Below are 23159 nucleotides of genomic sequence, written 5' to 3' on the forward strand. Positions count from 1 at the left end.
ACAGGGCAGGGGCGGTGCCACGGTGAGGGGAGCAATCGAGGAAGTAGGGGCGAAGTGGTCGGACAGCGCGCAAAGTTCGAGTGGTGGATGCTGAGGGGGACGCATCGAAGCAGCTGGCCTCACCTCCGCCAGCGGGTCATCACCTTGACCGCCGACTTGTCCCAGGACCTCCAAGGCGCCGCCTCAACACCTGCCGTGCCCCCAGCCGTGCGTGCTGTCATCAGAAAGCGCGTCTTCGCGGAAGCCGGCGCCAACCAGGTCACCTTCATCACCATGATCCCGATCGCTGTCCTGTGCCTCCCCAGCCTGGTGGCGTTCGGCAATGCGCAGCCCCGATCCGGGGAGGAGCCTGGGAGTCCCGCAACGTTCCTGTGGCTCTGTCCCCTGTTCGTCCTGTACGCAGCGCTGCCGCTGTGGAGGCTCTGGGTCACCTACTTCGCCCGCGGCAACCTGCGCTCCCTAAGGCAGTTCGCGCCCGTGGTCTTCGCCATCCGTACGATCCGGAGCTGCGCCACGCTGGTGACCACTCCGCCTGCTTCACGCCCTGCACACGTGGACCGGGTGTCGAGGACCCTTCGCAGCTCGGAACGCTCCCTCCTTCGCGGACCGAGCCGATTCGGGTCAGCGCCGCGCTCGTCCCCTCGCCGCAAACAGCTCAGGCTCCACGCACGACTGGTTGTGGCCGCGCTTCGACAGGCAGAGCTCCGTCTGGACACGGATCCGGTCCAGAGTGCGAAGGAGCTGTCCCGCATGCTCATCACCGTGGCGGAGAACTATTCCGCCGGCAGACTCGGCGCCCTGCTTCCCGCAGAAGACCTCAAGGACCTGCAACCGGTGCGGGACCGGACCGCGCTGAAGGAAACCCTTCACCTCGCGGGTGCACTCGCCCTGGTCGGCGCCGTCGGATGGCTGGGCACCTGGTACGGAGCCCAGCTCGGGGTCGAGAGCCCCTGGACACTGATCCCGGCCGCTGTGGTCGCCGTACTGATCTACCCGCGGCTCCGCACGACCGGCCCGGACCTGCTGATGTCGTACCTGGGGCCGTAGGCGGCGCTGGCTCAGTCGGTCCAGCCGGCCTTCGACGCCAGGACGCCGGCTTCGAAGCGGCTGCGGGCGCCGAGGCGGGCCATCATCTCCGACATCATGCGGCGGGCGGTGCGCAGGCCGATGCCCAGCTTCTTGGCGGCGATCTCGTCGGTGGCGCCCTGCGTGAGCTGGCGCAGCAGCTCACGCTCCTGCGCGGTCAGGCCGGCCTCGTCGCGGTCGCGGGTGCTGCCGATGGGGGCAGCGCCCGCCCAGACCTGCTCGAAGAGGGACGCCAGCGCGGTCAGCACTCCGGGGCCGGTCAGCTGGACCGCGCCCTTCTTGGTGTTGTTCGGGTCCACCGGCAGCAGGGCCACTTCACGGTCGAAGAGCACCATGCGCAGCGGCAGGGCCGGTACGGTGCGGACCTCGCCGCCGTTGCCGTGGAGCCACTGGGCGTAGTCGACCGTGGGGTTGTCGTTGCGGACGCTGTCCAGGTAGACGGTCAGCACCCGCACTCCGCGCCGCATCAGGTCCTCGTCCAGCGGCCGGCTGGCATCCAGGCTGGCCACGGACTGCGCGCCACCGGGCATGAAGGACAGGCACTCGCTCGTGGAACGGTGGGCGAGCTCCTCGAGGCGGGCCTGGATGGCGTCGATGCCCTGGAGGTACTCGACGCCATGCCGCTCACCGGTCCGCAGCTCCGAGTACTCGCCCAGGAGCTTGCTGATCGCGGCCTGGCTTTCGGCGAACTGCTGCTGCTGGGCGAGCAGATGAGCCTGCTGGCGCTGGAGCAGCAACTGGAAGCCGAGGTCCGGGCTGACCGGTCTGAGTCCGCCGGGTGCCTGGATGGAACGTCTCAACAGGTTCAGTTCGGCCAGCCGGTCCAGGGCGCCGCGTACGGACTCCTCCGGGCAGGCCAAGTGGACCGCGATTTCCGCAACGCCCCAGTCCTGCTGGGTCAGCATCAGCCGGTAGATCGACTCTGCTTCGGTATCCAGTCCCAAACTCGCCAGCACAGCGACCCCCCGCTTGACGTCTCAGAGAATGAGACGATCCCCTCATTCCATTGGCGATTGCGGATCTTGGCAGGTCAGGGATCTGCACGACAAGGGATGTCCGCAGTGTGAGCACCCGCGCGGCCGTACTTCGCGTCATTCGGGGCCGGGATTCCGGCCACGTTCAGGCAGGTGCCTGCCGGTCGCACTTCGTGCCAGCGGGGAACTCTTCCGCCGCCTCGGAATGCTCAGCAAACTGGTGATCACAGGGCAGCGGAAGTCCACGGAAACGGAATCCGCAGCGCGTCGAGAACGCCCCCTGTCCCCAGCCGATCCATCACCCCGCCACACGGAGGACAGCCATGCCCGCTGCGCGAAAAGCCCTGCGCCTGATGAACAGAGCGGCCGCGGTCATGCTGGGCTTCTCTCCCGCCGGCGGACATGGCTGCGGCCCCAAGTGCCGCCACACGGAGCACTACAGCGCGATCACTCAGGCCGAAGCAGACCAGCACGTCTGGTCCGTACCAGGACTTACCGCCCGGCCGGGAGGGCCCATGTTCATGGCCACCGCCACGCTCGTCGCCGCCCGCGAAGCCGACGCCGCGAAGCTGGAATCGGCTGTGGTTACGGACATCGTCTGGGCCGCGGCAATGCCGGCGGACGACCTCGAACACGTCCACGCGAAGACGACTTCCGGCCGCATCGAGCTGACGTTCTTCCACCGCACCAGCAACCTCGACGGCGCATTGTCCGCGGCGGCCGAGATTTGCCGTCGTGCACTGAATTCCAGCCCCACCTTGGCGCAATGGCGAATTGCCGCCACCCCTCAGCTTCCCGACGCCATGCCCGGCTCGGGCGCCGTACTCGCGTGACCCAGATCACACCCCACCACCAGGAGTCCCACGCCATGAGCGGTATCAACGACCCGCGCCTGAAGGCCGAGCAGCTCGCCGTCGAGACCATCGACTCGATCGACCACGAGGTGAAGGTCCTCGGTTCCAAGAGCTACACCAACCGCCAGATCGCCATCGCCTCCCTGGCCGCCCTCGACGGCAAGACCGGCGTGATCGACGGCGCGCTCGTCTCCGACGACACCATCTACTTCGCCAACGCCGTCGCCTCCTTCGGGCACGTCAGCGTCGAGATCGACCACGAGAACTACCGCTTCACCCTCACCCCGACCGGCAAGCCGATGGTCGCTCCCGAGGACGACATCTTCGTCGGCGGCGCCGGCACCCCGCTGCGTTTCCTGATCTCGCTGGCCGGCCTCGCCGAGGGCATCACCACCATCACCGGCAACACCCGTATGCAGGAGCGCCCGTTCGGCGACCTGCTCGCGGCCCTGCCGGGTCTCGGTGTCGAGGCGGTCGCCGTCCGCGGCAACGGCTCCCCGCCGATCCAGGTCACCGGCGGCAACTTCGTCGGCGGCAAGACGAAGATCTCCGGCGCCATCTCCTCCCAGTACACCTCCTCGATCCTGATCAGCTCGGTCCTCGCCCAGCAGGACACCGAGATCGAGATCGTCGACGAGCTGGTCTCCAAGCCGTACGTCGAGATGACGCTGGCCACCCTCGCCGAGCACGGCATCACCGTCGAGCGCGACGGCTACCGCACCTTCAAGGTCGCGGCCGGCCAGTCCTTCAAGGGCGGCCACGCCGTCGTCGAGCCCGACGCGTCCGGTCTGTCGTACTTCATCGCCGCCGCCGCGATCCTCGGCGGCCGGGTCACCATCCCCGGCATCGGCTCCACCTCCCACCAGGGCGACGTCGGCCTCGCCGAGGTCCTGGGCCGGATGGGCGCCCACGTGGAGATCACGGAGAACTCCATCACGGTCAAGGGCGGCGAACTGCACGGCATCGAGGTCGACATGGACGCCATGCCCGACGTCGTCCCCTCCCTCGCGGCGGTCGCGGCCTTCGCCCAGGGCAAGACCCACATCACCAACATCGCGAGCCTGCGCGTCAAGGAGTGCGACCGCATCGCGGCCGTCACCACCGAGCTCCGCAAGATGGGCATCACCGTCGACGAGTACGACGACGCCATGACCATCCACGGCGGCACCCCGCACGGCGCGGTCATCGACACCTACGACGACCACCGCATCGCCATGACCTTCGCGATCATCGGCCTGCGCACCCCCGGCGTCGTCATCAACGACCCCGGCTGCGTCGCCAAGTCCTTCCCCGCCTTCTGGAACACCCTGGACACCCTGCGATGACCGACGACAAGGCCTCCTCGGCCAGCAACGGGATCCTGCTCGTCCTCGACGGCTGGGGCCACGCCGCCCCCGGACCCGGCAACGCACTCACCAACGCCCACACTCCGGTCCTCGACGCCATCGCCGCCAAGCACCCCTCCACCGTCGTGGAAGCCTCCGGCGAGCACGTCGGGCTCCTGCCCGGCACCGTCGGGAACTCCGAGATCGGCCACATGGTCATCGGCGCCGGCCGCCCGCTCGACTACGACAGCGTCCTGGTCCAGCGGCAGATCGACAACGGCGAACTGGGCGACAACCCGCGCCTGACCGAAGCACTCGACCGGCTGGCATCCACCGGCGGCGCCCTCCACCTGGTCGGCCAGGTCTCCGACGGAATGATCCACTCCCACGTGGACCACCTCCACGCGCTCCTGTCCATCGCGGCGACCCGCGGTGTGAAGCGCGTCTGGGTGCACGCCATCACCGACGGCCGCGACGTCGCCGACCGTACCGCCGGGCACTACCTGGCCCGCGTCGAGGAGTTCTTCGCCGCGACGGGCATCGGGGCCCTGGCCACCGTCTCCGGTCGCGGCTACGGCCTCGACAAGAGCGGTGACCTGGAGCTGACCGCGAAGGTCAGCGAGGCCATCGCCGACGGCAAGGGCGCCACCGCCCGCGACTACGGGCAGGCACTGGCCGGCGCCGAGAACGGGGACGTGTGGGTCGTCCCCACCGTCCTCACCGACGCAGACGGCGAGCCGCTCGCCACTGTCCGCGACGGGGACACGGTCCTGTTCACCAACTTCCGCAGCGACCGCATCCAGCAGCTCGCCGACGACCTCGTCCAGATCCTCACCGACACGGACGTAGAGGTCCTGTCCCTGACCCAGTACGACACCAAGGCTGACATCCCCGCCCTGGTCGGGCGGGCGGACGCCTCCGGCGGCCTGGCCGACGCACTCGAATCCCACGGGCTCCGCTCCGTACGCATCGCGGAGCAGGAGAAGTTCGAGCACGTCACCTACTACGTCAACGGCCGCGACGACCGCGTCCGTGAGGTCGAGGAGCACGTCCGCATCACCGCGGACACCGCCCCCGACTACGTCGCCCGGCCCGAGATGAACCTCGCCCGGGTCACCGAAGCCATCACCGCCGCCGCCTGGCGTGACGACGTGGCACTCGTGATCGCCAACCTCGCCAACATCGACGTCGTCGGCCACACCGGCGACCACGACGCCACGGTCAAGGCCGCCGAGCACACCGACCGCGAGGTCGAGAAGATCCTGACCGCCGCGGCGGCCACCGGGCGCTGGGTGCTGCTCGTCGGCGACCACGGCAACGCCGAGCGCATGTCCAAGCCCGGCCCCGACGGCACCCCGCTCCCGTACGGCGGTCACACGACCAATCCCGTACCGGCGGTCGTCGTCCCGGCGCCCGGACAGCTCACCGGCGAGCGCCTCGCCGATGGCGGCAGCCTCGCCGACATCGCGCCCACCGTCCTCCACCTGCTGGGCCGCCCGAACGGTCCCGCCATGACCGGCCGGAGTCTGCTGTGACCGCAACCGCGATCAGTCCCCTCGCCCCCTCGATCCCGGACGGGTCCGTGTTCGCCCCCGCCTTCGCGGCCGACGCGGCCGTACGCGCCGTGGACGCCGGCAGCCCCGCCCTGGAGGCATACGTCGCGAGCGACCCTCATGGCCGGGTGCACGTCCTGACCGTCCGCAACGGCACCGACCAGGACCAGGAGCTGTTCCCCGAAGGACTGCTCCCGGCCGGCGACGATCCGCTGTTCTTCCTCGGCGGAGCCTCCACCACCGACAAGCGTGACGGCCGGCTCGTCGCCTGCCTCGCCCCGTACGGCCACGTCCGCCTCGGGCGGATCACGCACGACGGCAATCCCGCCGGCAAGACCGACCATCAGACCGACACGACACAGGAGCAGCCCGCATGACCACCGCCACCGGCCCCCGGCCGCGCATCGCGCTGATCGGCGACCACGGCAAGTCCCCCGCCCACGCCCGGCTCGACACCTTCCGTGCAGAGCTGGCCGTGGACACCGAGTGGGTGCCCAGCGAGACCATCACCGGGCCCGAGTCCCTGGAGGGCTTCCACGGGATCTGGGTCGTGCCCGGGTCCCCGTACGAAAACAAGGACGGGGTCCTGTCCGCCGTCCGGCACGCCCGCGAGAACGGCATCCCCTACCTGGGCACCTGCGGGGGCTTCCAGCACGCGCTGATCGAGTACGCCCGTACCGTCGTCGGCCTGACCGACGCGGACGACGTCCAGTACGACCCGGAGGCGCCGACCCCGCTGATCGTGCCGCTCACCTGCTGCCTGGCCGGGGAGCAGGCACCGCTCCTGCTCACCGCGGGCAGCAGGCTCGCGGCGGTCTACGGCGGGGCCGAGCAGACCACGGAGACCTACCACTGCAAGTACGGCCTGAACGGGGAGTTCGTCGACCGGCTCAGCGAGGCCGGCGTCCTCTTCAGCGGCTGGGACACCGAAGGTGCCCCGCGCGCCGCCGAGGTTCCCGGTCACCCGTTCTTCATCGGCACGCTGTTCCAGCCGGAACTGGTCTCCGGCCCCGGCAACGTACATCCGCTGATCCAGGCGTTCGCGGCCCAGGTGATCGCGAGCGCGGCCGTCAGCGCCTGACGCTCCTCCAGCACCCCGGACGGGTCAGGTACCCGGCGTCGTCCGCCCGGGCTCCTGGCTCTCCCCGGTCGTCTCCCCGTCACCCCAGATCAGGGTGTCGAGGACGGCACGGTGCTCCGGAACGACGGCGTACCAGGCCCACGTGCCCCGCTTCCTGCGGCTCACCATCCCGGCGTCCACAAGGATCTTCATGTGGTAGCTGATGGTGGGCTGGGCCAGGTCCAGAAGCGGCGTCAGATCACAGACGCACGCCTCCCCGTCGGGAGCGGCCAGCAGGATGCTGAGGATCTGCAGGCGAGTCGGGTCGGACAGGCCCTTCAGCGTCCGCGCGAGGACCTCCGCCCGCTCTCGGGGCAGCGGATCCACTTCGAGGGGCGGCCCGCAGGTCGGGTCCTCTTCGATGAAGGCCAGGAGCCGAGGGGGCTGCCCGGTCACCTGTTCTACGGACATACAGGTCAGCCTACGTCCACCAACTGAACGCCCAAGTCGAAGATCGTTCTGTTCACCCATTGTTGGCCCGTCATTAAGGCCGGATCCAGACCACCTTCCGGCCCCGTCCGGCAGGTGGGTGCCGCACGCGGTTCATGCCACACCGAACCTCTACTCCGGCGCCCGCCCGCCGATCAGAATCCCGAACATCAGGGTGGCCCACCCTCCACCCGCCCGTAATCCACCCGCCGTTCACCAGCAAAGGCACCGCCATGTCTGCCATGACCACCACGCCCGACCGCGCTCCGTCGCTCCTCACCAGAAAGCAGAAGCAGGCCGGCGTCGCCTCGTCCGCAGCCCTGCTCCTCGCCACCGTGCTCACGGGCTGCGCGGGCTCCGCCCAGGCCGACTCCTCCGCGCTGCAGGCCAGCGGATCCACCACCGTCGCCCCGGTCGCGTCGGACGCCGCCGAGGCCCTCAAGGGCCGCGGCTTGAAGATCACAGTGGCCACCCAGGGCGGTTCGGCCGGCGGCATCTCCCAGCTCGGCGCCAAGCAGATCCAGGTGGCGCTGAGTTCGAAGCCCCTGTCCGACGCGGACAAGAAGACCCACCCCAACACCGACTTCGTCACGACGCAGATCGGCGCCGACGCGGTCGGCATCATCATCACCAAGGAGGTCGCCGACGGCGGCGTCAAGAACCTCACCAAGGAGCAGGTGAAGGGCCTCTTCGAGGGGACGATCACCAACTGGAAGCAGGTCGGCGGACCGGACCTGAACGTCTTCGTCTACGACAAGGAGCCCGGTCGCGGTACCCGCGAGGTGCTCGACAAGTTCGTCTACGGCAAGGGCAAGCCCCCGCTCCCGCCGCAGTCCGCCAACTACGCCGTCGTCGGCGGCAACCTGGAGACCCGCAACAAGCTGGAGTCCACCCGCGGCGCCATCGCGCCCCTGTCGACCGGCTTCATCGAGGGCCGTGACGGTCTGGTGGCCGTTCCGCTGGACGGCATCGCTCCGACCTTGGAGAACGTCGCGTCCTCCAAGTACCCGATGACGCGGCCGCTCTTCATGATCACTGACGGCCAGCCGAAGGGCGCGGTCAAGGAGTACATCGACTACCTGCTCTCGGCCGAGGGCCAGAAGCTCCTTCCGAAGCACGGCTACCTGACCCGTCAGCAGATGGGTCTCTGACGGTGAGCGTCACTCTGGAGCGCCCGGTCGAGGTCGAGGCGCCCGGACCCACCACGTCGCGGCCGCCCGTCCAGGGCGGCCGCCCGCGGCGGGCGAGATGGGTGTGGGGATGGGTGTACACCGGGATGTTCTCGGTGGTCCTCGTCATGGCGGTGCTCGTCGGGTATCTCGCCATCGGCATCGCGAGCGGTGACGTCGACTGGCTCAACCTCGTCTCCGACCCGTCCTGGAGCCCGGTGAACGGGGCCTTCGGCGCCCTGTCCATGATCTACGGCTCGGCCGTCGTGTGTGTCCTGGCGCTGCTGCTGGCCGTGCCGGCTGGCTGGTCGGCGGCCATCGCCCTGTCGGAGTACCTGCCGCCGCGCTTCGCCCGGCCCCTGCGGCTGAGCGTGGAGCTGCTGGCGGCGGTCCCCTCCATCGTCTACGGCCTCATCGGCATCATGGTCATCCGGCCGTTCGTCTCGATGCTGGGCGGCGTACCGGGCGGCGACAGCCTCCTGGCGGCCGGCATCGTCCTCGCCGTGATGATCATGCCGACCATCGTGGCGGTCAGCGTGGACGCCCTGTCGGCCGTCCCCGCCCGCTACCGGGAGGCCGCGTACTCCCTCGGCCTGACCCGCCGCGAGGTCGTGCGGTCCGCCGTACTGCCGCAGGCCCGGGCGGGCATGCGCGCCGGCGTCCTGCTCGGCCTGGCCCGGGGACTCGGCGAGGCCATCGCGGTCTTCATGGTCATCGGCCGCGCCGACGGCAGGCTCCCGGAGGCGCCCGGAGACTTCTTCGGCTCCCTGGTCCGCCCCGGCCAGACCCTGACCACCAAGCTGGCCGGCCCGGAACCGATGCTCGCCGGCACCTCCGGCCCCTACTTCGCGGCGCTGTGCGCCCTGGGCGTCATCCTGCTGCTCCTGGTGGCCGCGGCCACCGTATGGGGCACCCGCAAGTCCTCGAACCGTCCCGCCAAGCGCGGCCTGCGAGCTCTGAGCGGCCACAGGGCCGCCACCCGCCTGCGCATCCCGCGCGACCGGTTCACGACGCTGCTGCGGATGGGGGCCCTGGCGCTGCCGGGAGCTCTCCTCCTGGGCATGCTCGCCATCCTCCTGACCCGGGGCGGATCCGCGCTCAACCCGGTCTTCTGGTTCTCCCCGTCCACGGGCGCCGCCGGTGGCGGAGTGCGCGACCAGATCCTCGGCACGCTCCTGCTCCTGGCGACCACGGCCCTGATCGCCCTGCCCCTCGGCTACGCGGCAGGCGTCCTGATCGGCACCCGCGCGACCGGGAAGACCGTACGGGTACTGGAAACCCTCACGGTCGCCATCGGCGGAACTCCCACCATCCTGCTGGGCCTTGCCGGCTACGTCCTGTTCTGCTCCGCCATGGGGTGGGGCCGGTCCTGGTTGGCCGGAGCCATCGTCCTGGTGCCCGTGGTCGTACCGGTCATCGCCCTGACCACGGCGGGGCGCATCCGCAGCATGCCGCCCGAAATCACCGAGAGCGCCCTGGCCCTCGGTCTGACCCGCGCCCAGTACATCCGCTCCGTGGTCATCCCGTACACCTGGCCGGCCACGCTCACCGGTCTGCTGCTCGGCCTGGCCCGCGCGGCCGGCGAGACGGCTCCGCTGATCTTCACCGCCACGGTGTTCTTCGGCGCACCCGCCGTGCCGGCAGGGATCGTCAACTCCCCAGTGCAGGCGCTGCCGACACACATCTTCACCCTGTCCCAGGATTCGGGTGCCCCGGAGGCGATCACCCAGGCGTGGGGCAGCGCCCTGGTCCTGGTGCTGATCACCGCAGCACTTCTCAGCCTGGCGGTGGCCCTGCGCAACCGCTTCGAAGGAGCACGACGATGGACCACGTGATATCCGTCCGCGACCTGCGGGTCCTCGACGGCAAGAAGACCCTGGTCGGCCCCGTCACCTTCGACCTGGCGCAAGGCTCCACCACGGGCTTGTGCGGCCCTTCCGGCGCCGGCAAGTCGACGGTGCTGCGCGCCCTGGTCGACCTGTTGCCCCACGGCCTCACCCGCGACGGCCACTTGGAGGTGCTGGGACGACCGTTCCGTCACCGCAAGGGCGACTCCGGCCTGCGCAGCACGGTCGTCCTGGTGCCGCAGACGCCCGTGGTCTTCGGCGGGAGCATCCTGGACAACGCCCTCTTCGGACTGAGGCACTTGGTGCGCGCGTCCCGGTCCGACCTGCACGACCGGGTGGAGCAGGCCCTGAAGGAAGCGGGCCTGTGGAGCGAGGTCTGCAACCGGCTGGACTCGCCCGCCCAGTCGCTCTCCAACGGGCAGCGCCAGCGCCTGTGCCTGGCCCGCGCGCTGGCCCTGGAACCGGCGGCGCTTCTGCTAGATGAACCCACCAGCGCGCTCGACGAGCGAAGCCGGGACACGGTCGAGGAGTCGGTGGCCGCCCTGCGCGGCAACCGCACGGTCCTGCTCGTCTCGCACGACCCGGCGCAGGTGGAGCGGCTGTGCGACCGCACGGTGCGGCTGGAGCTGCCGGAAAACCTGACGTGCGCGCCGACGGCAGCCGCCTGAGCACCGCGCACTGAGCACCTCAGTATGAAGAGAGAACCGGGCCCGGTCCGTCGTGTCGAAATCACGACGGGCCGGGCCCGGAGTGCGTTACCGGGGCGACGGGCACACCGTCCCCCCGCCCCGTTACGCGACCGGCACGAGGGCTTCCACGCGTACGTCGGCCAGCGCGGCCAGGTACCGCTCCGCGTCCAGGGCGGCCGAGCAGCCGGAGCCGGCCGCGGTGATGGCCTGGCGGTAGATGTGGTCCACCACATCGCCCGCGCCGAAGACGCCCGGGATGCTCGTACGGGTCGTCGGCGCCTGGGTCTTGAGGTAGCCCTCCGCGTCCAGTTCGAGCTGGTCGGCAAAGAGTTCCGTACGCGGGTCGTGGCCGATGGCGACGAACAGGCCCGTCACGTCCAGGTCGCGCGTCTTGCCGGTCAGGACGTCGCGCAGGACGACGCCGGAGAGCATCCCGCCCGTCTCCTTGATCTCGGCGACCTCGCTGTCGAAGGCGAAGGAGATCTTGTCGTCAGAGAACGCCCGGTCCTGCATGGCCTTGGATGCGCGCAGGGCGGAGCGGCGGTGGACGATGGTGACCGAGCGGGCGAAGCGGGTCAGGAAGGTGGCCTCTTCCATGGCGGTGTCGCCACCTCCGACCACGACGATGTCGCGGTCGCGGAAGAAGAACCCGTCGCAGGTGGCGCACCAGGACACCCCGCGGCCCGAGAGCGCGTCCTCGTTGGGCAGGCCGAGCTTGCGGTAGCCGGAGCCGGTCGCGATGATCACGGCCTTCGCGCGGTGGACGGTTCCCTCTGAGTCCGTCAGCAGCTTGATCTCGCCGGTCAGGTCGACGGAGACGATGTCGTCGTCGATCATCTCGGCGCCGAACTTCTCGGCCTGGGCCCGCATGTTGTCCATGAGCTGCGGGCCGTCGATGCCGGTGGGGAAGCCGGGGAAGTTCTCGACCTCGGTGGTCGTGGTGAGCGAGCCGCCGACGAATATGGAGCTGCCGAACAGCAGGGGCTTCAGCTGTGCGCGGGCCGTGTAGAGGGCCGCGGTGTAACCGGCCGGGCCCGAGCCGATGATGATGACCTCGCGCACCTCGTCGGTGCCGGCGTCGGTGTTCGTCGTCATGATGCGGTCAGTTCTCCAGCTTCTTCGCGGTCTTGGCGTCGATCTCGGCGATCAGGCCCTCGATCAGGCCCTTGATCTCGTCGCGGATGGGGCGGACGGCCTCCACGCCCTGGCCGGCCGGGTCCTCCAGCGCCCAGTCGAGGTAGGTCTTCCCGGGGAAGTACGGGCAGGCGTCGCCGCAGCCCATGGTGATGATGTAGTCGGATGCCTGCGCGGCCTCGGGGGTCAGCACCTTCGGCTTCTGGTCGGAGATGTCGATGCCCAGCTCCGCCATCGCGGCGACGGCCGAGGGGTTGATCTGGTCTCCGGGGACGGAGCCCGCGGAGCGGACCTCCACGCGGTCGCCCGCGAGGTGGCGGAGGAACCCGGCCGCCATCTGGGAGCGGCCCGCGTTGTGGATGCAGACGAACAGGACAGAGGCGGCAGGAGCGGAGGACATCTGTTCTTCCTTGGGGTGAGATGTGCTGCGGTGGAGAAGGACGTGAGCCAGGGACGCTCAGGGGGCGAGCTGGGTGAGGAGCTCGCCGACGTGGGCATCGATGGCATCGCGGATGTCGCGTACGACGGCGATCGGTGCGCCGTCCGGGTCGGCAACGGGCCAGTCGAGGTAGCGGCGGCCGGGCACCACGGGGCAGGCGTCACCACAGCCCATCGTGATCACGATGTCGGCGGCCTCGACGACCTCCTCCGTCAGCGGCTTGGGGTAGGCGTCCGAGAGGTCCGCGCCCACCTCGGTAAGGGCCTGGGCGATGTGCGGCTCCACCTCGTCGGCAGGGTGAGTGCCTGCCGAGGACACGGTGACGCGTTCGCCCGCCCGGTGGGCGAGGAGAGCGGCGGCCATCTGGGAGCGGCCGGCGTTGTGGCTGCACACGAACAGGACCCGCGTCGGGCCGCTCGTCAGCCCCTGGGTGTGGGCGAGGGCGTCCAGCCGCTCGGCGGCCAGCCGTTCCGCCAGCACGACCAGGTGCGTACGGATCCGGGCGTGCTCGGCGAGACGCCCGTAGGAGTCGGTGAGCAGGCCGAGCACGGTTTCCGGCGCGAAGCGGCCGGCGTACCGGGTGGCGAGACGGGCGGCCCCCGCGGCCAGGCGTTCGTCCGGCAGGAGGGGCGAGGAAGGCGTGGGCATGGCGATCCTGTTCCAAGGAGCCAGTAAGGTCAGCTCGGGCTGGTGTCAGCCCCTACTGATGTGACAGTATCAGCACATGATGACGTCAGTCGACACTGAACTGATCCGAGTCCTGGCAGACCCCCTCAGGCTTCAGATCGTGACCCTGCTCTCCCGCGAGACGCTGTGCACCACGCACCTCGTGGAGGAGACCGGTGCCAAGCAGACCAACCTCTCCAACCACCTGAAGGTGCTCAGAGAGGCCGGAGTCGTGGAGACCGAACCGTGCGGCCGCTTCATCTACTACAAGCTCCGCCCGGAAGTCATCGAGGCCATCGCCGGTCAGTTCGCCGGCCTCGCTCAGACCGCGCGCGCCACTTCCGAAGCGAACATCAAGCGGTCCTGCCCATAGCCCGCTTGGATTCCCCCTCACCTGCCCGAGGAGAACCGTTGTCCGTCACCGAGCCCGTCGGCACCGCACCCGCAGCGGTAACCGCGATACCCGCCGACGCGCCACCCCAGCCCGCATCCGGCGCGAGCCTGCCCGCCACTCCGCTGATCGCCCGTGCCGCCGCCGAGCTGGTGGGCTCCGCCGCCCTGGTCGCGATCGTCGTGGGCTCTGGCATCCAGGCCACGCAGCTCACCCAGGACGTGGCGCTGCAGCTGCTGGCCAACTCCACCGCCACCGTCTTCGGCCTCGGTGTTCTCATCGCCCTTCTCGGCCCGGTCTCCGGCGCCCACTTCAACCCGGTCGTCAGCCTCGCCGAGTGGTGGAGCACCCGCCGCACCGGTGGCGGCGTCACTGCCCGTGAGCTGGCCGCGTACGTGCCCGCCCAGATTGTCGGCGCCATCGCGGGGGCGATCCTGGCCGACGCGATGTTCGGCGAGCCGCTGGTGAAGTGGTCCACCCACGACCGCTCCGCCGGGAACCTGCTGCTGGGTGAGCTCGTGGCGACCGCCGGCCTGATCCTGCTGATCTTCGGCCTGGCCCGCACCGACCGGCTGCGCTTCGCGCCCGTCGCCGTGGCCTCGTACATCGGCGCCGCGTACTGGTTCACCTCCTCCACCTCCTTCGCCAACCCGGCCGTCACCATCGGCCGCGCCTTCACCGACACCTTCGCGGGCATCGCCCCCGCCTCCGTACCGGCGTTCGTGGGCGTGCAGCTCGTAGGTGCGGTGGTGGGCCTGGCCCTGGTCGCGGTCATCTTCATGCGCGGCCGGACGGATGCCGGAGCGCCCGCGGCATGACGCGTTCCACTGGTGTGGTGGTGATCGGTGGCGGCCAGTCCGGGCTCGCCGCCGGCTACCACCTGCGCCGCCTGGGCATCGAGCACGTCATCCTCGACGCCCAGTCGGGTGCGGGCGGGGCGTGGCAGCACACGTGGGATTCGCTGCGGCTGTTCTCGCCGGCCGCGTACTCCTCGCTGCCGGGCCGGTTCATGCCCGCCCAGGAGGGCGAGGTCTATCCGGACGCCGGGCACGTGGTCTCGTACCTCGCCGACTACGAGAAGCGGTACGAGCTTCCCGTCCAGCGGGGCGTGTGGGTCTCGGCCGTCCACCGCGACGGCGACCACCTGCGCGTGGAGACCGACTCCGGCGACTGGCGGGCCCGAGCGGTCGTCAGCGCGACCGGGACCTGGACCCGGCCGTTCCTGCCCGCTGTCCCCGGGCGGCGCGAGTTCCGGGGCCGTCAGCTCCACACCGTGCAGTACCGCAGCCCGGCCGAGTTCGCCGGGCAGCGCGTCATCGTGGTGGGCGGCGGCAACTCCGGAGCGCAGATCGCCGCCGACCTCGCCCACGCCGGCACCGACCTGACCTGGGTCACCCAGCGCCCGCCCCGCTACCTGCCCGACGCGATCGACGGCCGGGCCCTCTTCGATGCCGCCACCGCCCGCCGCAAGGCGCTCGACGCGGGCCGTACCGACACCGGCGGGGTCGCCTCCCTCGGCGACATCGTCGCCGTGCCGCCCGTACGCGCGGCACGCGACGCCGGACTCCTGCAGGCGAAGCCGATGTTCACCCGGCTCACCTCCACCGGCGCCGAGTGGGCCGACGGAACCTTCGCCGAAGCGGATGCGGTCATCTGGTGCACCGGCTTCCGCCCGGCCCTCGCCCACTTCGCGTCGATGCGCCTGCGGGGCACCCACGGCCACATCGCCACCGTCGGTACGCGCGCCGTCGACGAGCCGCGCCTGCACCTGCTCGGCTACGGAGACTGGACGGGCCCGGCCTCCGCCACCCTCGTCGGTGTCGGACGCCCCGCCCGCGACGCGGCCCGCGAGATAGCCGACCTGCTGGGCCGCTGAGCTGACACGGCAGATGGCAGGAACCCCACCGGATCGCTGGTGGGGTTCCTGCCATCTGTTGTATAGGCAGCGGTAGCGCGGATCAGTTGTCGGATCCGCCGGGCCGGGCGTCAGCGACTGTCGGCCCCCGCACACGGGAAGCAGCGCACGCTCCGGGCCGGTGTCTCGGCGGGAGGCGCGAGGAAGGGTCGCCTGTGGACCTCGTGCGCGATGACGCGTGCGTGGTTGGCGCACACGGCGGCGCCACAGGCGCGGCAGATGCCGACGGCTGGGCTCACGCTCCCTTGGGTGTGGCAGTCGAGGCAGTGCATCAGCGCACCTCCCCAGGGGTGGCCACCCGGCCTGCCGCGAACCTCTTGCGCCAGGCAAGGGATACGTAGACCAGGCCGATCAGGACCGGGACCTCGATGAGGGGGCCGACGACGCCGGAGAGGGCCTGGCCGGAGGTGACGCCGAAGGTGGCGATGGCAACGGCGATGGCCAGCTCGAAGTTGTTGCCGGCGGCGGTGAAGGCGAGGGTGGTGGTGCGGTCGTAGGCGAGGCCGATGGCCTTGCCGAGGGCGAAGGTGCCGAACCACATCACCGCGAAGTACACGAGGAGCGGGAGCGCGATGCGGGCCACGTCCAGGGGCTGCGAGGTGATCGTCTTCCCTTGCAGGGCGAAGAGGATGACGATCGTGAAGAGCAGGCCGTACAAGGCCCAGGGCCCGATCCTCGGCAGGAACTTCTCCTCGTAGGCGGCGCGTCCGAGCCTCTTCTCGCCGATGCGGCGGGTGAGGAAGCCCGCGAGGAGCGGGATGCCCAGGAACACGACCACGTTCAGCGCGATGTGCCAGACCGGGACGTCCAGGCCTTGGCCGTCGCCGAGTCCGAGCCAGCGGGGCAGCAGGTCGAGGTAGAACCAGCCCAGCGCGCCGAAGGCGATGACCTGGAAGACCGAGTTGAGGGCGACCAGGACGGCGGCGGCCTCGCGGTCGCCGCAAGCGAGGTCGTTCCAGATGATGACCATGGCGATGCAGCGGGCCAGGCCGACGATGATCAGGCCGGTGCGGTACTCGGGCAGGTCGGGCAGGAAGATCCAGGCCAGCGCGAACATCAGCGCCGGGCCGACGACCCAGTTGATGACCAGCGAGGAAACCATCAGCTTCCGGTCACCGGTGACCGCGTCGAGCTTGTCGTACCGGACCTTGGCCAGCACCGGGTACATCATGACCAGCAGGCCGATCCCGATGGGGAGGGAGATCCCGCCCACCTCCACCTTCGCCAGCACGTCGTTCAGGCCCGGGATGAGCCGGCCGAGCCCCAGGCCGACGCCCATGGCCAGCAGGATCCACACGGCCAGGAAGCGGTCCAGGGTGGACAGCTTGGCGACGATGGAGGGGCTCTCGGCACCCGGCGGCCGCGCGGCCGGGCCGGGTTCGGTCGTGGTCATGGGGGACTCGCTCTCGGTTTCGCGGAGGGGGGACGCGCGCGGCGACGCCTGCGCTGCCAGGAGAGCCGCAGTCGACAGGAATGCCCCCGCCCGGGCGCACCGGACCGAGCACGATCACATCAGTGCCAACTGAAATCAGCTCAGACTGATGCTCTCATATCACCCAACCCTGATGCCACCTAAGGCTGATATCAGGGCCGAATGGCCCAATCTGGGGGCGAATCGCACCAACGGGGGGGCGGCACGGCCACCAGGACTCAGGAGCAAGGGGGCGAGATCCCCCGAGCACTCACGCGTGACGAGCGAGCTTGACCGCGGAGACGAGCAGGATCACGGCCAGTGCAGGGATGAGCACCAGGTCCGAGAACGCCCCGAGCAGCAGCCCTCCCAGGACCGCCCCGGTGATGGAGCCGGCGACCATGACCACGGTGAACCGCCGGTTGGCGCCGAGTACGGCGAAGCTGCCGTCGCGGCTGTAGCGGGCGAAGGCGACCAGCATGGTCGGCAGCGACACCAGCAGGGACATGCTTCCCGCCGTCTTGATGTCCAGCCCGAACAGCAGCACGATCGTCGGGATCAGCAGCTCGCCGCCCGCAACGCCCATGATCGCCGCGACCACTCCGATGCCGAAGCCGGCCACCACACCGATCGGCACCTGTGCCGCCAGGGGAAGGGCGAGCGATCCCAGGGTGGTGGTGTGCGTGACCACGAGAGCGGCGGCCATGAGGACCATCAGGCCCGCCAGCACCTTGTAGAGGGTGGCGCTGCGCATCCGTACCGCCCACGAGGCTCCGACCCACGCGCCCAGCAGGCTCCCGGCCAGCAGGTTGGCGGCGACGGGCCAGTGCGCGGCCACCTCGGAGGCGGGGACCGCAGCCATGCGGGCGGGGAGCGCGACGAGGACCACGACCAGACTCATCGCCTTGTTCAGGATGACCGCGGAGAGCGCGGCGAACCCGAACAGGCCGATCAGCAGCGGCAGGCGAAACTCCGCGCCGCCCAGACCGATCATCCCGCCCAGGACGCCGATCGCCGCTCCGGCACCGAACACCAGGGGCGTCGAGTGTGTCGAACGGAGTGGGGCGAGATGCTGGTCGGTGCTCATTTTGGGCATCCTGCCCGGTGGCTGGCTCTACCCGCCATGGACCGGCCCCACCTTCAGGGAAAGGAACCGGGCTCCCGTCCCGGATTCGTCCGGACCTCCGAGTGCCGTCCGGCGTTGCTCGCCGTGTGGCGGGTGCCGGACTCCCCGCCAGCGACAAGCAGGAGGCGGTCACGGCCGGGTGAGGATGGTGCAGATCTCGCCCGCTGAGCATGTGTCCGGATCAGTGGTAGCCGCCCGTCGGGCGAGCTCATGTAGTGCGGCGCGGGTCTGGCGCAGTTCGGCCATGCGCCGCTCGATGTTCGCCAAGCGCTGGTCGATCAGCGTGGTGACGTGGCCGCAAGGTGCCCGGCCGCTGTCGCGGATGTCCAGCACGGACCGGATCTCGGCGAGGGTCAGCCCAGCCCCTTGGGCGTCACGGATGAACAGCAGCCGACTCACGGCCCCCGGCCCGTAGTCGCGGTACCCACCCGCCGTTCGAGGTGGAGCGGGCAACAGCCCGGACTGCTCGTAGAAGCGGATGGTCTTGGCCGTCACCTGGCTGGCCGCCGCGAGATCACCGATGCGCATCCCTCCACGCTACGCCTTGACCTTCCACCGCACTGGAAGGTCTAGCGTCGGAGCCACGAACCCCAAGAACCGAGGAGGACGGCGGGATGAGGATCATGATCCTGACGGTGCCCGACTGCCCGAACGTGCCCCTCGTGCGGGAGCGGATCACTGCCGCGCTCGACGGCCGCACGGCGCAGGTCGAGCTGATCGAAGTGCGCGACGAGGCCGACGCAGCACGCTGGGGCATGGCCGGATCGCCGACGGTGCTGCTCGACGGCGTCGACCCGTTCGCGGCGGCCGACGCACCGGCGAGTGTGTCATGCCGCCTCTACCGGGACACCGGTGGCCGCGCGGAAGGGGCGCCGACCGTCCAGGCTCTTCGTCAGGCCCTGTCCGGTGCGAGCACCCCGCAGGCCTCGGCCGGCCAGGACTGCTGCGATGCGGACGCGCTCGATCTGATCGGAAGGTCCGGACGGGGCCGGCGAGCCCCCACCGAGCAGGGCCTGCGTGCGGTGCAACAGGCGGTGCTGCGGCACTTCGCAGCCACAGGGCGTGCACCGGAGACGTCCGTGCTCGAAGCGACCGCCGTGCAGGCAAACAGGACGGCCGGCGAGGTGCTGGCCGAGCTGGACCGGGAGGACTTCCTGGCCCTGGACGACGCGGGCCGGATCCGGGCGGCATACCCGTTCTCGGCGACCCCGACTCGGCACGAGGTACGGCTGACCACCGGGGTGGAAGCGTGGTCGATGTGCGCCATCGACGCCCTCGGTATCTCCTCCATGCTCGGCCAGGACGCCGTGATCGCCTCCTCGGATCCGGTCGACGGTCGGCCGGTGACCGTCACCTGCACCGGCGACGCAACGCTTTGGGACCCGCCTACCGCAGTGGTGTTCGTCGGTCGTCGCGACGGTGCGGGCCCCGCCGCCATGCTCTGCTGTGACGCACTGAACTTCTTCACCAGCCACACCTCCGCCGAGCAGTGGCAACAGGAGAACCCAGAAGTGCGAGGGCAGATCGTCGGCCAAGCCCGCGCCGCGGAGATCGGCCGGCAGACCTTCGGCCCCCTCCTCCGCGAAGACTGAGCACCACTCCCTGATGGTGGTCAGGCTCGGAAACCGTCATCATCGCAACCGGGAGAGCGGTCCCGAGTCTGAGCGAGAGCTGGCAGACCATGGCGAACCCGATGGACCGGCAGGCCGTGTACGAGGACTACGAGCGCGCCCGCCGCACCTTCCACGAGCTGCTGGGCACCGCCTCCGGGGCAGACCTCGCCCGGCCCACCCGTGGCACCAAGTGGACCAACGGGCAGCTGCTGTGGCACATGCTCTTCGGATACATGGTCGTCCGGGCTCTGCTGGTCCTCGCCCGCGTCTTCGGGCGGCTCCCACGCGGCGTCGGCAAGGCGTTCGCCCGGCTCCTGAATGCGGGAACCGTGCCGTTCGACTGGGTCAACTACGCCGGCCCGCGCGGGGCCGTGAAGGTCTACGGACCGCGCCGGATGGGCACTGCCTTCGACCGCGTCCTCGACTCCCTCCAGCGTCGGCTGGCCGCCGCGTCCGACGCCGACCTGGCCCGAGGAATGCACTTCCCCGTCCGGTGGGACCCGTTCTTCCAGGACTTCATGACGCTCGCGGACATCTATCGCTACCCGACGCAGCACTTCGACTTCCACTGCCGCCAGCTCACCCTGGACGGCGAGCTCAACTGATCTTCGGGCTGCGGCGCTCCAGCAGGACGACGTCGCGCCACACGCCGTGGTGGCGGCCGATGCGTTGGCGGGTGCCGATGACACGGAAGCCGGCCCGCTGGTGCAGGGCCAGACTCGCGGTGTTCTCGGGGAAGATCCCCGACTGGATCGTCCAGATGCCCGCCGCCTCGGTCGAGGCGATCAGGGCGTCGAGCAGGGCGCGGGCCACACCACGACCCCGGGCGCCGGGATCCACGTAAACGGAGTGCTCGACCACGCCCGCATAGGCGCACCGGTCGGAAACCTTGGAAGCGGCCACCCAGCCCAGCAGCTTCCCGTCCTGGCCGACCGCGACGAAGCGGTGCTCCGGCAGCTTCGCCGCGTCGAAAGCCGCCCAGGTGGGGGCCTCGGTCTCGAAGGTGGCGTTGCCCTCGTCGATCCCGGCCTGGTAGATCGCCAAGACCCTGTCAGCGTGATCGCCCGTCATGGGGGTGATGTTCACGGCCGCCGCCCCAGGATCGCCGACACGGCCGCCGGGAAGCACTCCAGGCACGCGGCGTTGACCTCGTAGCGGACGGAAGTTCCCTGCCGCTCGGGCAACACGAAGCGCACCTCGGCCAGCAGTTTGAGGTGGTGGGACACGGTCGACTGGCCGATGGGCAGTCGCTCGGTGATCTCCCCGACCGTCAGGGGGCGCCGCTCCTCCGCCAGTAGGTTCAACAGTCGTACGCGCATGGGGTCCGCCAGGGCCCTGAACCACCCGGAGTACGTCTGCGCATCCTCGGGGCTCAGCCCCTGCCCGGCTTTCATCGCCTCGGTCATCGATAATCGACGATAGTCGATGAATGAGACGCCCGAAAGACCTGCACGCAGGCACAGATGAACAGGTCAGGCGGGCAGGTCAGGCGGAGCGGCCCAGCATCTGGCTCATCGCAGCGACGACGGAAGGCTCCACGCGGTAGTAGACCCAGGTGCCGCGACGCTCCGAGGACAGCAGACCCGCCTCTTTGAGCTTCTTCAGGTGGTGGGACACCGTCGGCTGGGAGACGCCCACGTCGGAGATGTCGCAGACGCACGCCTCGCCGCCCTCATGCGAGGCGATCGCAGAGAAGAGCCGCAGGCGCACCGGGTCGCCGAGGGCCTTGAACATCAGCGAGGTCCGCTCGGCCTCTTCAGCCGTCAGCGGCCGCTCGGTCAGCGGCGGGCAGCAGGGTACCGCGGCTCCGTCTTCGAGCATCGGCAGCAGCTTCGTGGAGGACATGAAGCAATCCTCCCCTCAAATTCGACAGATGTCTATGTTGACGTACGTCGATGCACGGTGGGATGCTGAATCCAGAAGGACATCGACGTTCATCGAATCAACCGGGAGCCCGTCGTGAACGCATCCACCGAAGCCCTGCCCGTCGTCGTCATCGGCGCAGGCCCTGCCGGCCTCGCTGCTGCTTCCCACCTGGTCGAACGCGACATCGAGCCCCTGATCCTGGAAACCGGGCCCGCCGCCGGCAGCGCCGTACGCGAGTGGGGCCACGTACGGCTCTTCTCCACCTGGTCCGAGCTCGTGGACCCGGCCGCCGAGAAGCTCCTCGCCCCCACCGGCTGGACCGCTCCCGACCGCACGACCTACCCCTCCGGTGCGGACTGGGCCGAGCAGTACCTCCAGCCCCTCGCCGACGTCCTCGGCGACAAGGTCCGCTACGGCGCCACGGTGACCGGCGTCTCCCGCCTCGGCCGGGACCGCATCGTCGACGCCGACCGCGAGGCCCAGCCCTTCACCGTCAGCATCCTGAACGCCGACGGCACAGAGGAGCGCCTCACCGCCCGCGCCGTCATCGACGCCTCCGGTACGTGGTCCACCCCCAGCCCGATCGGCGGCGACGGCATGCCCGCCCTCGGCGAGAAGGCGGCCGCCGACCGGATCTCCTACCGGATTCCCGACCTCAAGGACCCGGCCGTCCGCGCCCGCTACGCCGGCAAGCGCACCGCCGTCATCGGCTCCGGAGCCTCCGCCTTCACCGCCCTCGCCTACCTGGCCGACCTCTCCGTGGAGGAATCCGGCACCCACTCGGTGTGGATCCTCCGCCGCGGCATCAGCGGCTCCACCTTCGGCGGCGGCAGCGCCGACCAGCTCCCCGCCCGCGGCGCCCTCGGACTCGCCGCCAAGGCCGCAGTCGACAACGGCCACGCCGACGCGGTGACGGGCTTCCGTACCGACGTCGTCGAGCGCCACGGCGACCAACTGGTCCTGGTCGCCGAGGACGGCCGCCGCCTCGACCCCCTCGACGAGGTCATCGTCCTCACCGGCCTCCGCCCCGACCTCACCTTCGTGAACGAGCTGCGCCTCGCCCTCGACGAGCGCCTCCAGGCCCCCGTCGACCTTGCTCCGCTGATCGACCCGAACCAGCACTCCTGCGGCACGGTCTACCCCCACGGTGTGAAGGAGCTCTCCCACCCGGAGAAGGACGTCTACCTCGTGGGCATGAAGTCCTACGGCCGAGCCCCGACCTTCCTGGCCATGACGGGTTACGAGCAGGTCCGCTCGATCGCCGCCCACCTCGCGGGCGACCACGAGGCCGCCGAGCGCGTCGAACTCACCCTTCCCGAGACGGGAGTCTGTGGCGGCGCGGGTCTCTTCGACCAGCCCCAGGCGGCCGAGGAGACCAGCGGCGGAGGCTGCTGCGCGGCCCCGGCCACCCTCACGATCGGCGCCCCCGCCTCCTCCGGCGGCTGCTGACCCCGGTGGCCGACACCCAGGCCGACGCGGCCGCGACCGGGACGGGGGTCCGGTCGCGGACGCGCGCCGCCCCGCCCGCCCCCTGCGCCCCACCAAGCCACCA

Annotated in this window: 27 protein-coding genes; 15 read left to right on the forward strand and 12 right to left on the reverse strand. The window is 70.3% G+C overall.

The features are described 5' to 3' along the window. The first annotated feature begins 750 nt into the window (after positions 1-750). Positions 751-1047, forward strand: coding sequence for a hypothetical protein (locus ACFWBW_RS20190; RefSeq protein ID WP_385374294.1), 297 nt, complete (start codon positions 751-753; stop codon positions 1045-1047). 11 nt (positions 1048-1058) lie between these two features. Here the strand turns inward: ACFWBW_RS20190 and ACFWBW_RS20195 are convergent, their stop codons facing one another. Beyond that, positions 1059-2030: a LuxR C-terminal-related transcriptional regulator gene (locus ACFWBW_RS20195; protein WP_385374296.1), complete on the reverse strand. Its 972-nt coding sequence runs from the start codon at positions 2028-2030 to the stop codon at positions 1059-1061. Between the two features lie 545 nt (positions 2031-2575). Here ACFWBW_RS20195 and ACFWBW_RS20200 point away from each other — a divergent pair. The 5 genes from ACFWBW_RS20200 to ACFWBW_RS20220 are packed head-to-tail and all read left to right on the forward strand — an operon-like array spanning position 2576 to position 6873. Next, positions 2576-2893, forward strand: coding sequence for a hypothetical protein (locus tag ACFWBW_RS20200; RefSeq protein WP_385374298.1), 318 nt, complete (start codon positions 2576-2578; stop codon positions 2891-2893). 35 nt (positions 2894-2928) lie between these two features. Beyond that, entirely contained in the window at positions 2929-4239 is a 1311-nt protein-coding gene (gene aroA / locus ACFWBW_RS20205; RefSeq protein ID WP_385374300.1) for a 3-phosphoshikimate 1-carboxyvinyltransferase, read from the forward strand. Continuing rightward, the gene (gpmI, locus tag ACFWBW_RS20210) at positions 4236-5774 is read left to right on the forward strand and encodes a 2,3-bisphosphoglycerate-independent phosphoglycerate mutase (protein WP_385374302.1); all 1539 of its coding nucleotides are present in this window, start codon (positions 4236-4238) and stop codon (positions 5772-5774) included. The genes aroA and gpmI overlap by 4 nt, the downstream gene beginning before the upstream one ends. After that, positions 5771-6169 (forward strand): hypothetical protein, encoded by a 399-nt coding sequence (locus tag ACFWBW_RS20215; protein WP_385374304.1) that lies wholly within the window; start codon positions 5771-5773, stop codon positions 6167-6169. Before gpmI ends, ACFWBW_RS20215 begins: the two co-directional genes overlap by 4 nt. After that, complete coding sequence (locus tag ACFWBW_RS20220; RefSeq protein WP_385374305.1) at positions 6166-6873, forward strand: hypothetical protein; 708 nt, start codon at positions 6166-6168, stop codon at positions 6871-6873. Before ACFWBW_RS20215 ends, ACFWBW_RS20220 begins: the two co-directional genes overlap by 4 nt. A 24-nt stretch (positions 6874-6897) precedes the next feature. Here the strand turns inward: ACFWBW_RS20220 and ACFWBW_RS20225 are convergent, their stop codons facing one another. Continuing rightward, the gene (locus ACFWBW_RS20225; protein ID WP_385374306.1) at positions 6898-7323 is read right to left on the reverse strand and encodes an ArsR/SmtB family transcription factor; all 426 of its coding nucleotides are present in this window, start codon (positions 7321-7323) and stop codon (positions 6898-6900) included. A gap of 251 nt (positions 7324-7574) precedes the next feature. Here ACFWBW_RS20225 and ACFWBW_RS20230 point away from each other — a divergent pair, with 251 nt between their 5' ends. The 3 genes from ACFWBW_RS20230 to ACFWBW_RS20240 are packed head-to-tail and all read left to right on the forward strand — an operon-like array spanning position 7575 to position 11025. Beyond that, a complete protein-coding gene (locus ACFWBW_RS20230; RefSeq protein WP_385374308.1) occupies positions 7575-8492 on the forward strand; it encodes a phosphate ABC transporter substrate-binding protein in 918 nt (305 codons plus the stop codon). 2 nt (positions 8493-8494) lie between these two features. Then, on the forward strand, positions 8495-10345 hold the full coding sequence (pstC, locus tag ACFWBW_RS20235; RefSeq protein ID WP_385374310.1) for a phosphate ABC transporter permease subunit PstC: 1851 nt from the start codon (positions 8495-8497) through the stop codon (positions 10343-10345). Then, entirely contained in the window at positions 10333-11025 is a 693-nt protein-coding gene (locus ACFWBW_RS20240; RefSeq protein WP_385374312.1) for an ATP-binding cassette domain-containing protein, read from the forward strand. The genes pstC and ACFWBW_RS20240 overlap by 13 nt, the downstream gene beginning before the upstream one ends. A 123-nt stretch (positions 11026-11148) precedes the next feature. On the opposite strand, the gene trxB is transcribed toward ACFWBW_RS20240, so the two are convergent. From trxB to ACFWBW_RS20255, 3 genes are read right to left on the reverse strand one after another with little or no spacing between them, the layout of a single operon-like run. After that, complete coding sequence (gene trxB / locus ACFWBW_RS20245; RefSeq protein ID WP_385374314.1) at positions 11149-12141, reverse strand: thioredoxin-disulfide reductase; 993 nt, start codon at positions 12139-12141, stop codon at positions 11149-11151. 7 nt (positions 12142-12148) lie between these two features. After that, positions 12149-12580, reverse strand: a complete 432-nt coding sequence (locus ACFWBW_RS20250) for an arsenate reductase ArsC (protein WP_385374316.1) — start codon at positions 12578-12580, stop codon at positions 12149-12151. Positions 12581-12637: 57 nt separating this feature from the next. Beyond that, positions 12638-13267, reverse strand: a complete 630-nt coding sequence (locus ACFWBW_RS20255) for a low molecular weight phosphatase family protein (RefSeq protein WP_385374317.1) — start codon at positions 13265-13267, stop codon at positions 12638-12640. 76 nt (positions 13268-13343) lie between these two features. On the opposite strand from ACFWBW_RS20255, the gene ACFWBW_RS20260 reads away from it, so the two are divergent. Genes ACFWBW_RS20260 through ACFWBW_RS20270 form a run of 3 tightly spaced genes read left to right on the forward strand, consistent with a single transcriptional unit; the run spans position 13344 to position 15552 of the window. Then, complete coding sequence (locus ACFWBW_RS20260) at positions 13344-13658, forward strand: ArsR/SmtB family transcription factor (protein ID WP_385374318.1); 315 nt, start codon at positions 13344-13346, stop codon at positions 13656-13658. A 38-nt stretch (positions 13659-13696) separates the two neighbouring features. Continuing rightward, positions 13697-14494 carry an aquaporin gene (locus ACFWBW_RS20265; protein WP_385374319.1) on the forward strand — a complete coding sequence of 266 codons (798 nt, stop codon included), beginning with the start codon at positions 13697-13699 and terminating at the stop codon, positions 14492-14494. Next, a complete protein-coding gene (locus ACFWBW_RS20270; RefSeq protein ID WP_385374320.1) occupies positions 14491-15552 on the forward strand; it encodes an ArsO family NAD(P)H-dependent flavin-containing monooxygenase in 1062 nt (353 codons plus the stop codon). The genes ACFWBW_RS20265 and ACFWBW_RS20270 overlap by 4 nt, the downstream gene beginning before the upstream one ends. Positions 15553-15662: 110 nt before the next feature. Here ACFWBW_RS20270 and ACFWBW_RS20275 read toward each other — a convergent pair whose 3' ends face one another. The 4 genes from ACFWBW_RS20275 to ACFWBW_RS20290 form a co-directional block, all read right to left on the reverse strand. Next, positions 15663-15863, reverse strand: coding sequence for a DUF2180 family protein (locus tag ACFWBW_RS20275; RefSeq protein WP_385374321.1), 201 nt, complete (start codon positions 15861-15863; stop codon positions 15663-15665). After that, positions 15863-16984 carry an ACR3 family arsenite efflux transporter gene (gene arsB, locus ACFWBW_RS20280; RefSeq protein WP_385374322.1) on the reverse strand — a complete coding sequence of 374 codons (1122 nt, stop codon included), beginning with the start codon at positions 16982-16984 and terminating at the stop codon, positions 15863-15865. The genes ACFWBW_RS20275 and arsB overlap by 1 nt, the downstream gene beginning before the upstream one ends. A 289-nt stretch (positions 16985-17273) precedes the next feature. Further along, positions 17274-18089 (reverse strand): sulfite exporter TauE/SafE family protein, encoded by an 816-nt coding sequence (locus ACFWBW_RS20285; RefSeq protein ID WP_385374323.1) that lies wholly within the window; start codon positions 18087-18089, stop codon positions 17274-17276. A 168-nt stretch (positions 18090-18257) separates the two neighbouring features. Further along, positions 18258-18656 (reverse strand): heavy metal-responsive transcriptional regulator, encoded by a 399-nt coding sequence (locus tag ACFWBW_RS20290; RefSeq protein ID WP_385374325.1) that lies wholly within the window; start codon positions 18654-18656, stop codon positions 18258-18260. An 86-nt stretch (positions 18657-18742) separates the two neighbouring features. On the opposite strand from ACFWBW_RS20290, the gene ACFWBW_RS20295 reads away from it, so the two are divergent. Further along, positions 18743-19720, forward strand: a complete 978-nt coding sequence (locus ACFWBW_RS20295) for an alkylmercury lyase family protein (protein ID WP_385374327.1) — start codon at positions 18743-18745, stop codon at positions 19718-19720. 89 nt (positions 19721-19809) lie between these two features. Next, positions 19810-20346 (forward strand): DinB family protein, encoded by a 537-nt coding sequence (locus ACFWBW_RS20300; protein ID WP_385374329.1) that lies wholly within the window; start codon positions 19810-19812, stop codon positions 20344-20346. On the opposite strand, the gene ACFWBW_RS20305 is transcribed toward ACFWBW_RS20300, so the two are convergent. The 3 genes from ACFWBW_RS20305 to ACFWBW_RS20315 form a co-directional block, all read right to left on the reverse strand. Next, entirely contained in the window at positions 20339-20812 is a 474-nt protein-coding gene (locus tag ACFWBW_RS20305; protein WP_385374331.1) for a GNAT family N-acetyltransferase, read from the reverse strand. The two genes, ACFWBW_RS20300 and ACFWBW_RS20305, sit on opposite strands and share 8 nt — an antisense overlap. 11 nt (positions 20813-20823) lie before the next feature. Next, a complete protein-coding gene (locus ACFWBW_RS20310; RefSeq protein ID WP_385374333.1) occupies positions 20824-21147 on the reverse strand; it encodes an ArsR/SmtB family transcription factor in 324 nt (107 codons plus the stop codon). 79 nt (positions 21148-21226) lie between these two features. Then, positions 21227-21586, reverse strand: a complete 360-nt coding sequence (locus tag ACFWBW_RS20315) for an ArsR/SmtB family transcription factor (RefSeq protein ID WP_385374335.1) — start codon at positions 21584-21586, stop codon at positions 21227-21229. A 114-nt stretch (positions 21587-21700) separates the two neighbouring features. Here ACFWBW_RS20315 and ACFWBW_RS20320 point away from each other — a divergent pair, with 114 nt between their 5' ends. Continuing rightward, on the forward strand, positions 21701-23056 hold the full coding sequence (locus tag ACFWBW_RS20320) for an NAD(P)-binding domain-containing protein (RefSeq protein ID WP_385374337.1): 1356 nt from the start codon (positions 21701-21703) through the stop codon (positions 23054-23056). The last annotated feature ends 103 nt before the right edge of the window (positions 23057-23159 follow it).

Origin of the sequence: Streptomyces sp. NPDC059957 (genome assembly GCF_042730015.1) — a bacterium.
In the GTDB taxonomy this organism is placed as follows: Bacteria; Actinomycetota; Actinomycetes; order Streptomycetales; family Streptomycetaceae; genus Streptomyces.

What these genes read in the sequence shown, in the direction of transcription:
- ACFWBW_RS20305 (WP_385374331.1), bottom strand. Translation starts at nt 20,812, where the DNA reads ATGACGGGCGATCACGCTGACAGGGTCTTGGCGATCTACCAGGCCGGG.
- ACFWBW_RS20295 (WP_385374327.1), top strand. Translation starts at nt 18,743, where the DNA reads ATGAGGATCATGATCCTGACGGTGCCCGACTGCCCGAACGTGCCCCTC.
- gpmI (WP_385374302.1), top strand. Translation starts at nt 4,236, where the DNA reads ATGACCGACGACAAGGCCTCCTCGGCCAGCAACGGGATCCTGCTCGTC.
- ACFWBW_RS20300 (WP_385374329.1), top strand. Translation starts at nt 19,810, where the DNA reads ATGGCGAACCCGATGGACCGGCAGGCCGTGTACGAGGACTACGAGCGC.
- ACFWBW_RS20240 (WP_385374312.1), top strand. Translation starts at nt 10,333, where the DNA reads ATGGACCACGTGATATCCGTCCGCGACCTGCGGGTCCTCGACGGCAAG.
- ACFWBW_RS20255 (WP_385374317.1), bottom strand. Translation starts at nt 13,267, where the DNA reads ATGCCCACGCCTTCCTCGCCCCTCCTGCCGGACGAACGCCTGGCCGCG.
- ACFWBW_RS20250 (WP_385374316.1), bottom strand. Translation starts at nt 12,580, where the DNA reads ATGTCCTCCGCTCCTGCCGCCTCTGTCCTGTTCGTCTGCATCCACAAC.
- ACFWBW_RS20310 (WP_385374333.1), bottom strand. Translation starts at nt 21,147, where the DNA reads ATGACCGAGGCGATGAAAGCCGGGCAGGGGCTGAGCCCCGAGGATGCG.
- ACFWBW_RS20315 (WP_385374335.1), bottom strand. Translation starts at nt 21,586, where the DNA reads ATGTCCTCCACGAAGCTGCTGCCGATGCTCGAAGACGGAGCCGCGGTA.
- ACFWBW_RS20290 (WP_385374325.1), bottom strand. Translation starts at nt 18,656, where the DNA reads ATGCGCATCGGTGATCTCGCGGCGGCCAGCCAGGTGACGGCCAAGACC.
- aroA (WP_385374300.1), top strand. Translation starts at nt 2,929, where the DNA reads ATGAGCGGTATCAACGACCCGCGCCTGAAGGCCGAGCAGCTCGCCGTC.
- ACFWBW_RS20260 (WP_385374318.1), top strand. Translation starts at nt 13,344, where the DNA reads ATGATGACGTCAGTCGACACTGAACTGATCCGAGTCCTGGCAGACCCC.
- ACFWBW_RS20225 (WP_385374306.1), bottom strand. Translation starts at nt 7,323, where the DNA reads ATGTCCGTAGAACAGGTGACCGGGCAGCCCCCTCGGCTCCTGGCCTTC.
- ACFWBW_RS20200 (WP_385374298.1), top strand. Translation starts at nt 2,576, where the DNA reads ATGTTCATGGCCACCGCCACGCTCGTCGCCGCCCGCGAAGCCGACGCC.
- ACFWBW_RS20230 (WP_385374308.1), top strand. Translation starts at nt 7,575, where the DNA reads ATGTCTGCCATGACCACCACGCCCGACCGCGCTCCGTCGCTCCTCACC.
- ACFWBW_RS20190 (WP_385374294.1), top strand. Translation starts at nt 751, where the DNA reads ATGCTCATCACCGTGGCGGAGAACTATTCCGCCGGCAGACTCGGCGCC.
- ACFWBW_RS20275 (WP_385374321.1), bottom strand. Translation starts at nt 15,863, where the DNA reads ATGCACTGCCTCGACTGCCACACCCAAGGGAGCGTGAGCCCAGCCGTC.
- ACFWBW_RS20270 (WP_385374320.1), top strand. Translation starts at nt 14,491, where the DNA reads ATGACGCGTTCCACTGGTGTGGTGGTGATCGGTGGCGGCCAGTCCGGG.
- ACFWBW_RS20285 (WP_385374323.1), bottom strand. Translation starts at nt 18,089, where the DNA reads ATGAGCACCGACCAGCATCTCGCCCCACTCCGTTCGACACACTCGACG.
- ACFWBW_RS20220 (WP_385374305.1), top strand. Translation starts at nt 6,166, where the DNA reads ATGACCACCGCCACCGGCCCCCGGCCGCGCATCGCGCTGATCGGCGAC.
- arsB (WP_385374322.1), bottom strand. Translation starts at nt 16,984, where the DNA reads ATGACCACGACCGAACCCGGCCCGGCCGCGCGGCCGCCGGGTGCCGAG.
- trxB (WP_385374314.1), bottom strand. Translation starts at nt 12,141, where the DNA reads ATGACGACGAACACCGACGCCGGCACCGACGAGGTGCGCGAGGTCATC.